9 protein-coding genes are annotated in these 8,001 nt (G+C 62.4%); 5 read left to right on the top strand and 4 right to left on the bottom strand.

The window, feature by feature from the left end; translation table 11 throughout:
• Positions 1–287: response regulator (locus tag ACE3UY_RS08265; RefSeq protein WP_374687068.1), on the bottom strand; the 287-nt coding region annotated here is incomplete at its 3' end.
• Between the two features lie 228 nt (positions 288–515).
• Here ACE3UY_RS08265 and ACE3UY_RS08260 point away from each other — a divergent pair.
• Complete coding sequence (locus tag ACE3UY_RS08260) at positions 516–1,505, top strand: phosphatase PAP2 family protein (protein WP_374687067.1); 990 nt, start codon at positions 516–518, stop codon at positions 1,503–1,505.
• 61 nt (positions 1,506–1,566) lie between these two features.
• Here the strand turns inward: ACE3UY_RS08260 and ACE3UY_RS08255 are convergent, their stop codons facing one another.
• Positions 1,567–2,493, bottom strand: coding sequence for an NAD-dependent epimerase/dehydratase family protein (locus ACE3UY_RS08255; RefSeq protein WP_374687066.1), 927 nt, complete (start codon positions 2,491–2,493; stop codon positions 1,567–1,569).
• 140 nt (positions 2,494–2,633) lie between these two features.
• Positions 2,634–3,386 carry a hypothetical protein gene (locus tag ACE3UY_RS08250; protein WP_374687065.1) on the bottom strand — a complete coding sequence of 251 codons (753 nt, stop codon included), beginning with the start codon at positions 3,384–3,386 and terminating at the stop codon, positions 2,634–2,636.
• A 181-nt stretch (positions 3,387–3,567) separates the two neighbouring features.
• Between ACE3UY_RS08250 and ACE3UY_RS08245 the strand changes: the two genes are divergently transcribed.
• The 4 genes from ACE3UY_RS08245 to ACE3UY_RS08230 all read left to right on the top strand — a co-directional run bounded on the left by ACE3UY_RS08245 (position 3,568) and on the right by ACE3UY_RS08230 (position 7,638).
• Complete coding sequence (locus ACE3UY_RS08245) at positions 3,568–4,167, top strand: metalloregulator ArsR/SmtB family transcription factor (protein WP_374687064.1); 600 nt, start codon at positions 3,568–3,570, stop codon at positions 4,165–4,167.
• A gap of 159 nt (positions 4,168–4,326) precedes the next feature.
• Positions 4,327–4,950, top strand: a complete 624-nt coding sequence (locus ACE3UY_RS08240; RefSeq protein WP_374687063.1) for a Uma2 family endonuclease — start codon at positions 4,327–4,329, stop codon at positions 4,948–4,950.
• Positions 4,951–5,004: 54 nt separating this feature from the next.
• A complete protein-coding gene (locus ACE3UY_RS08235) occupies positions 5,005–5,991 on the top strand; it encodes an alpha/beta hydrolase (protein WP_374687062.1) in 987 nt (328 codons plus the stop codon).
• A 39-nt stretch (positions 5,992–6,030) separates the two neighbouring features.
• Entirely contained in the window at positions 6,031–7,638 is a 1,608-nt protein-coding gene (locus ACE3UY_RS08230; protein WP_374687061.1) for an amidohydrolase family protein, read from the top strand.
• Positions 7,639–7,644: 6 nt separating this feature from the next.
• On the opposite strand, the gene ACE3UY_RS08225 is transcribed toward ACE3UY_RS08230, so the two are convergent.
• Positions 7,645–8,001 (bottom strand): GAP family protein (locus ACE3UY_RS08225; protein WP_374687060.1); only part of this gene is annotated, 357 nt, incomplete at its 5' end.

Raw genomic sequence — 8,001 nt, 5'->3', positions numbered from 1 at the left:
GCGCCCGCGTCCAGCCCGGCGACGCGATCCTCGATCGCCTCTTTGGCCGTCAGCATCAGAATGGGCACGTCGCTGACGGCGCGCAACCGCCGGCACACTTCCAGCCCGTCCATGCCGGGCAGCATCAGGTCTAGCAGAACCAGGTCGGGGGGGGTGTCGCGAGCGAGTTCCAGGGCGGTCGGCCCATCGGGTGCGGCCTCGACGCGATAGCCTTCATAGCCAAGACCGCGCTGCAAGAATTGGCGAATTCGCTCTTCATCTTCCACGACCAGGATTGTTGACGACATGGGCACAACCTCCAACGGATGCATTGATGTGATTATAGTATAGTTGGCCGCCTCTGACAGGCAAGCGGCCCCGCCTTGGCTAAAGACCTGACAGATGGGCGGCCGTTGGTTTTGGTTCCTGTTAGAGTTCCTATGGCCGCCCACCTGTCGGGTCTTGCTCGTTTGGTTGTTGTACACCCGTGGGTAGGCTACAATGCGGCCCCATTGCTGCTCTCCGCGGGAAGAGGAATGGACGAACTATACCAGTTGAGTTTAGCGCTGACGACCTGGCTCCAGGAGAGCTACCCTGGGCTGTTGGGTATCATGCGGATCGTGTCGGCGATGGGCGAGGAGCTTTTCTTCCTGCTCGTTCTGCCGGCTGTTTATTGGAGCCTCGATAAGCGACTCGGCCGCCAACTGGGTTACATCTTTCTGCTCTCTGTCACGGTCAACAATATCGCCAAGAACGCCTTTCGGCAGCCGCGGCCGTTCTGGCTCGATCCGGCTGTGCAGCGCAGTGAGGTCGAGGGATATGGCCTTCCCAGCGGCCACGTCCAGAATGCGACGGCCATCCTGTTGTTACTGGCGATCTGGTTGCGTCGCCGTTGGCTGTGGCTGGTCGCGTTGGTTGCCATCTTGCTCATGGCCCTCAGCCGGTTCTATTTGGGCGTCCACTTCTTGCAGGACGTGATCGGTGGCTTCATTCTGGGGCTGCTGGTCTTGGGCATGTTTCTGTTGTGGCGCGGCCTCTTTGCCGAACGCTTTGGCAAGCACATCCTGGGCCGGCGGCTGCTCATGATGGTGTTCATCCCGGCCGCGCTGGCGGCGGCTTACGGCGTGATTCTGTTCCTCATCGGAGCGCCCAACCTGGATGTGCCGTGGGCGGCGCGTATACCCGCCGCCGAACTGAACGCGCACGAGGACGCAGTGACCGGTCTGGCCGGCCTGCTGGGCTTCGGCCTGGGTATGATCCTGGAGAGCAGCCGCATTCGCTTCCGGGTGGATGGGCCGGCGTGGCAGCGCGTCGTCCGCTATGGGGTCGGTATCGTCGTGGCCGTAGGCATCTGGGCCGGGCTGCGCGCTGTCTTCCCCAGCCAGCCGGAGTGGCTGGCCCTGCCGTTGCGCTTCCTACGCTACCTGCTGTTGCTACTGTGGGTTACCTACTTCGCGCCGTGGGTCTTCGTCAAATTGCGACTGGCGACGGCCGACCCGGAATCCGAGGTGCGGGTCACCCTGTAGCACGGGTTTCTTAACCCGTGAGAGGCGCACAGGGTAGCCAACCGCGCCCCATAGCCGCCGGTCAGGCGCGGAAGCGCGGGTCTCGTTCCAGCGTCAGTCGCAACCCGTCCGCCAGACTGACCCGCGGCCGGAACCCCAACCGCTCGCGCGCCCGGCTGATGTCGGCCGCCAGATGGGGCACGCCGCCCGGCTTCTGCGGATTGTGGATGATATTGACCGACCGGCCAACAGCGCGCTCGATGTGGTCGATCAATTCGCGCACACTCGTTTCCTTTCCACAGCCAATGTTGATCACCGCGCGGTTGATGCCCGGCGCGGTGGCCGCCGCCAGCAGCGCCTCCACGACATCATCCACGTAGACGTAATCGCGCGTCTGCCGGCCGTCGCCAAAGACGATAAGCGACCCGCCGGTCAGGGCTTGCTGCAGGAAGCGGGGCACAACCGGCGCGTGCGAGACAGGCAAGCTTTGCCGCGGGCCGTAGGCATTGAAAATGCGCAGCGCCACCGTTTCCAATCCCCACAGCTCGCCGATGGTATGGATGTACTGCTCGGCGGCCCACTTGCTGACCGCATACGGGCTGTCGGGGTGGGGCGGGTCGTCCTCGCGCACGGGCTGGCGCGGCTGCCGTCCGTAGATCGCGCCGGAGGAGGTGAAAATGACGCGACCAACGCCGGTATCGCGCATCGCTTCCATCAGCGCCACGGTGCCTCCCACATTGACGCGGGCGTATTCGCGCGGATAGAGGATGGACTGGGGTACCGAGACGCGGGCGGCCAGGTGGTAGACGCAGTCAACGTCCCGGAGTTGCGACCACAGGAGGGGGATGTTGTCCACGTCGCCCTGGGTGAAGACGACACGCCGATCCAGGCGCGCAGTGTCGCCGTCACTCAGATCGTCGAGCACGTGGACGGTGTGACCCTCGGCGGCCAACCGGTTGGCGAGCGCGGAGCCCAGGAAGCCGGCCCCGCCGGTAACGAGGAAGCGCATGATCGGTAAGCAGTAAGTGGTAAGCAGCAAGCAGTAAACAGTAAATAGTATTCAGTGTTCAGTAAGCGGTAAACGGCGAGCAGAAATGACCGATGATTGCCAGCTAAACTGAATACTGCTCACTGAATACTGTTTACTGCTTACTGGACTGCGAACGGCTCCGGATGGTTGGCAAAGAGCCGGTCCAGAATGAGCAGCTCGCGCCGTTCGACCGTGCCCAGAAACCCCTCGGACCCTTTCATTGTCTTGAAGGCGGCGTAGCCGCGCTCCAGGAAGTTTTGCAGTTCGTGCCAGCCGGTCAGGTTGGCGGGGGTGTGGGCCAGGCGCAAAGTCAGGCCGATGAAGGGCAGGCGGACGAGCCGATCCACGCCGCGGCCGATCTCGGCGATCATCTTGATCTGCCGGACGCGTTCGTCGTAGTTGTCGCAGATACGATACCCCGCGGCGTACTGTTCGACTGTGATGGTGTCGGTCACGCCCAGTTGCTCCGTCAGCGCCCGCGCCAACTTGGCGTCCAGTTCGTCGGTGAATTCGTGGAGTTCGATGGTCTCGGCCAGGGTATGCAGTACGCGCTCCGGCACGGCTTTGCGCATGGAGTCGTACGCCTTCTGGATGTCGTAGTTGCGCTGGCTGAAGTCGCGCGGGGCGTAGACGTCGCTGAGGAAGAAGAGCGCCGCCAGCCGGTAGCGCGGCTGACGCAGGAAATCGTCGTAGGTCTTGGCCAGCCGTTGTGATTGCCAAACCCGCAGCAGCTTGATGGCGGGCGGCAGCTCCCCGCCCTGGACGTAGATGTGCTTACCCGGCCGGGCCTCGACAAGATGGGTCAACAACGTGGCCGCGTCGCGCGCGCTCGGCGTACTCGCTTCAGGTTCATTCCCGGCGTGGTCGATCATACCCTCGTCCTTACTTCTGGCCCCGCAACCGAGTCAATAAGCTCCTAATTGGCCGCCATTATCTCTGAAATAAGCTGGGTTTGCCATGTATCTGAGACACGATTTCCCTGACCCTCTTGACAACGGCCGCTATTTCGATATACTTCTAATTAGATGACGATCTAATTAGAGGAGTATCGAAATGGCAGCATTACAACGGGAATCGTTGACCGATGAGCAGTTCATGCAACTGCTCCACTTCTTCCAAGTGTTCAGCAACGAAAGCCGCTTGCGGCTGATCGGCCATCTGGCGAACGGCGACAAGAGTGTAGGTGAGTTGGCACGGCTGCTCGATCTGAAGGAGCCGACCGTGTCGCATCACCTGGCGGAGTTGAAGGGGCTTGGCCTCGTCAGCGTGCGCGCCGAGGGGACGATGCGCATTTACCACCTTGACGCCAAGGCGCTGGAGACGATCAGCAAGGACATCTTCGCCCGGCCCAACCTGGCGGCGCTGGTACCCAAGAGCGACCTGACGGATGAGGAGCGCGTTTTGCGCACCTGGGTCAAGGACGGCCGCATCGTGGAGATTCCGGCCCAGGAAAAGAAGAAGCAAATCTTGCTCCGCTGGCTGGCGCGGCAGATCGATCCGGCGCGGCGCTGGACGGAGCGCGAGTTTAGCGAGTGGCTGGCGCAGTTCAACGAGGACTACGCCTTTCTGCGCCGCTATTTGGTCGATAACGGCTACATGGCCCGCGAGAATGGCATCTATTGGCGGACGCCGGAGAGTGATCCGGTGGTGTAGTAAGCAGTGAGCAGTATTCAGTAGGTCAGTAGATCAGCACGCAAACTGGTTACTGGCCTACTGACCTACTCTACTGATCACTGGTTACTGACCACTGACCACTGCCCGACTATGGTATAATGCCCGCGTCGGCGAATCCCGCGGACGAGGATGAGTGATATGGTTGCAACACCGGTCTTAGCCCAAGAAGTACGACTCTTGCCCCTGGTGGTGCGCTTTCGGCCGCTCTATGCCATGACGCCGGACGAGTTCTACCAGTTCTGCGCGCTGAACCCTGACCTCACTGTTGAACTCACTGAAGAAGGAGAGGTAGTATTTATGTCGCCGTCAGGAGCAGGAACGAGTGCCCGGAATTTGTATATTGCTGCCTCGTTGTGGCAATGGGCCAAAGAGAATGGACAGGGTACCGCGTTCGACTCTTCGGCGGGCTTCACGCTGCCCAACAAGGCCGTCCGCGCCCCTGATGCTTCCTGGGTACGGCGGGAACGATGGGCGGCGCTGACGCCGGAACAGCAGGAGCGCTTCGCCCCGCTTTGCCCGGACTTCGTTGTTGAGTTGGCCTCGCCCACTGACCGGCTAGTTGACCTGCAAGCCAAGATGGACGAGTACATGGCTAACGGCGCGCAACTCGGCTGGCTAATCGTCCCGGAGGCGCGCAGCGTATTCGTCTATCGCCCCGGGCAGGAATCTGTCCAACTGAGTGACGTAGAATCCATCTCCGGGGAGCCGATTTTGTCCGGCTTCACACTCAATCTGACCCCGATCTGGAAACCCTCTTCGTAGTTGATCAGAGGATGCAACAGCGCTACTCCTGTCAGTATAACAAGGCGTAATCGGGTGATTACAGTAGCAGGGTACGTCTTATTGCTCTTCGGACTGTTCATCGTTGCCGGTGTCGCTTACCAGGCGATTGCAGTATACAGAGAACAGCGCCTTTACCCCGCACCCGGTCAACGAATTGATATAGGCGGTCGCAAACTACACATCCACTGTACCGGACAGGGCCGCCCAACCGTCGTCCTTGAGGCCGCCTTGAGCGGCACCTCGCTCGACTGGGGCTGGGTGCAACCGGAGGTGGCGAAGTTCACTCGAGTTTGCAGCTATGACCGCGCCGGATATGGCTGGAGTGATCCAGGCCCGCTGCCGCGGGATAGCGAGACGTTGGCCAGCGAACTTCGCACCCTGTTGGACCGTGCCGGTGTTGATGGGCCGTACGTCCTTGTCGGACATTCCATGGCCGGCTATCATGTCCGCGCGTTCGCCGACCGGTTTCGGAACGAGGTCGTCGGGCTAGTACTGGTGGATGTATCGCACGAAGATATGTTTTCATACTGGCCGGCTGAGTATCTGCGACTCGACCAGCAGCAGATCGCCATGGGCCGTTTTGGCGCGCCGTTTGGACTGGTGCGGCTGGCCGATAGGGTCGGGCTTGTACCTGAAATCGGCAAGTTTGTAAAGAAACATCCCCCGACGACCCAAGGCGCGCTCCGCAGCTTCCTGTACCGCCGTGCGTACTTTGAGACCTGGAAAGACGAATTGGATGTGCAGGCGCGAAGCGCGGCGCAGGCGCGGATGACACAACCGCTGGGGGAAATGCCCCTTGGTGTTCTAACAGCCGGTGCGCACACTGTTCCGGGCGAGGGCGATTCCGGCGAAACCGAACGGCGATGGATGGAACACCAGCGCAAACTGGCCGCACTTTCCTCCAATAGCATCCACGTGCACGTCGACAAAAGCGACCATTACATCCAACTCGATGCGCCCGATCAAGTGGTGGAGATGATCTATCGAGTTGTGGAAGCGGCCCGGCAACGTCAGCGCTAGGCTGACCGAGAGGCGTCATTATCCCATTGGGTATTCACTATGCATGATGTCCTGATTCGCAACGGCACAATTTATGATGGCAGCGGCGGCGCACCTTACGCCGCCGACCTGGCAATTAGGGGTGACACGATTACCGAGATAGGCCGCGTGGACGGCCGCGCCGGGCAAGAGATTGACGCTGGCGGGCTGGCCGTCGCGCCGGGTTTCATCAACATGATGTGTTGGGCCAACGAGTCGCTCATCCACGACGGCCGCTCTCAGTCCGACATCCGCCAGGGCGTGACGCTGGAGATTCTGGGCGAGGGCTTCTCGATGGGGCCGCTCAACGACGACCTGAAGGCGTACCTGCGCGAGCGGCAGGGCGACATCCGCTATGACATCGAGTGGACGACCCTGCGCGAATACCTGGAGTTCCTGACGCGGCGCGGCGTCTCCTGCAACGTGGCCTCCTTTGTCGGCGCGGGTGGCGTGCGGGCCAACGTGCTCGGTTTCGCCGACCGGCCGCCGAACGGCGAAGAGCTGGCGCGCATGGAGGCGCTGGTGCGCCAGGCGATGGCCGAGGGCGCGGTCGGCCTGTCGGCGGCGCTCATCTACGCGCCGGACAGCTACGCCGGCACAGCCGAACTCATCGCCCTGGCCCGCGCCGCGGCCGAGTACGACGGCCTTTTCGCCGTCCACTTGCGCAGCGAAGGCCAAACGTTCCTGGAAGCGCTCGACGAGTTCCTGACCATCGTCCACGAGGCGGGCATTCGCGGCGAGATTTACCACCTGAAGGCCAGTGGGCGCAACAACTGGCCCAAGCTGGAGCGGGTCATCGCGCGGGTGGAGGCGGCGCGAGCGGCGGGGCTGCCCGTCACGGCTGACATGTACACCTACCACGCCTCGGCGACGGGACTGGACGCGATGATGCCCGGCTGGGTGCAGGAGGGCGGTCACCGGGCGTGGGTCGAGCGGCTGCGCGACCCCGAGGTGCGAGCCCGCCTGCGGCGCGAGATCGCTTTGCCCAGCGCCGACTGGGAGAACTCCTACCACGAGGCGGGCGACGCCTCCAAAGTGCTGTGCGTCAGCTTCAAGAACGACGCGCTCAAGCCGCTAACCGGCAAGTCGCTGGCCGAGATCGCCGCCCTGCGCGGGGCGGATCCGGTCGAGACGGCGATGGATCTGGTCATCGAGGACGACAGCCGCGTCGGCTGCGTTTACTTCACCATGTCGGAAGACAACGTACGGCGGCAGATCGGGTTGCCGTGGGTCAGCTTCTGCTCCGACTCAGCCTCGCTGGCCCCGGAGGGCGTCTTCCTGCGCTCCAATCCCCATCCGCGGGCTTATGGCAGCTTTGCCCGCCTGCTGGGCAAGTACGTGCGCGACGAGAAGCTCATCCCGCTGGCCGAAGCGGTGCGGCGGTTGTCCGCCCTGCCGGCCGGCAATCTGCGGCTCGACCGGCGCGGGCGCTTGCAGCCGGGCTACTATGCCGATGTGGTCATCTTCGACCCCGCGACCATCCAGGATCACGCCACGTTCGACCGGCCGCACCAGTATGCCACCGGTGTACGCGACGTGCTGGTCAACGGCATGCTCGTCCTGCGCGATGGGGAGCATACAGGGGCGACGCCGGGGCGGGTGGTAGATGGGCCGGGCAGAAGGCAGTAGCCAGTGCTATAAGAAGCTGCTCAAGCCCTGATATAGGAACAACACCCCAAATACCAGCGATACAACCATCACAATCGGATCGTTGTATTTCTCTAGCCAACCGCCAAACGCTCGCAGCCAACCGGCCGCTTGCCTGGGCAGGAGGAGCCGGATGAGGATGGGCAACAGCAACAATGACTGAGCCAGCAGCATATACACCAGAAAAGCGATCGTCCCCCCGCGTGGCTCCAGGCCCGCCTCACTAATGACACTGATCGCGCCCAGGGTGAACACCCAGAGCTTAGGAGCAATGAGAATGAACCCCGCGCCGAAAAGCAGAGCGCGCGGCGGGGTCACGCCGTCGAGCATGGCCAGCCACTTGGG

This window comes from Promineifilum sp. (SeqCode) (genome assembly GCF_041918635.1).
Taxonomy (GTDB): domain Bacteria; phylum Chloroflexota; class Anaerolineae; order Promineifilales; family Promineifilaceae; genus Promineifilum.
The sequence above is the reverse complement of the archived record's forward strand: the minus strand, read 5'-3'. Positions and strand labels throughout refer to the sequence as shown.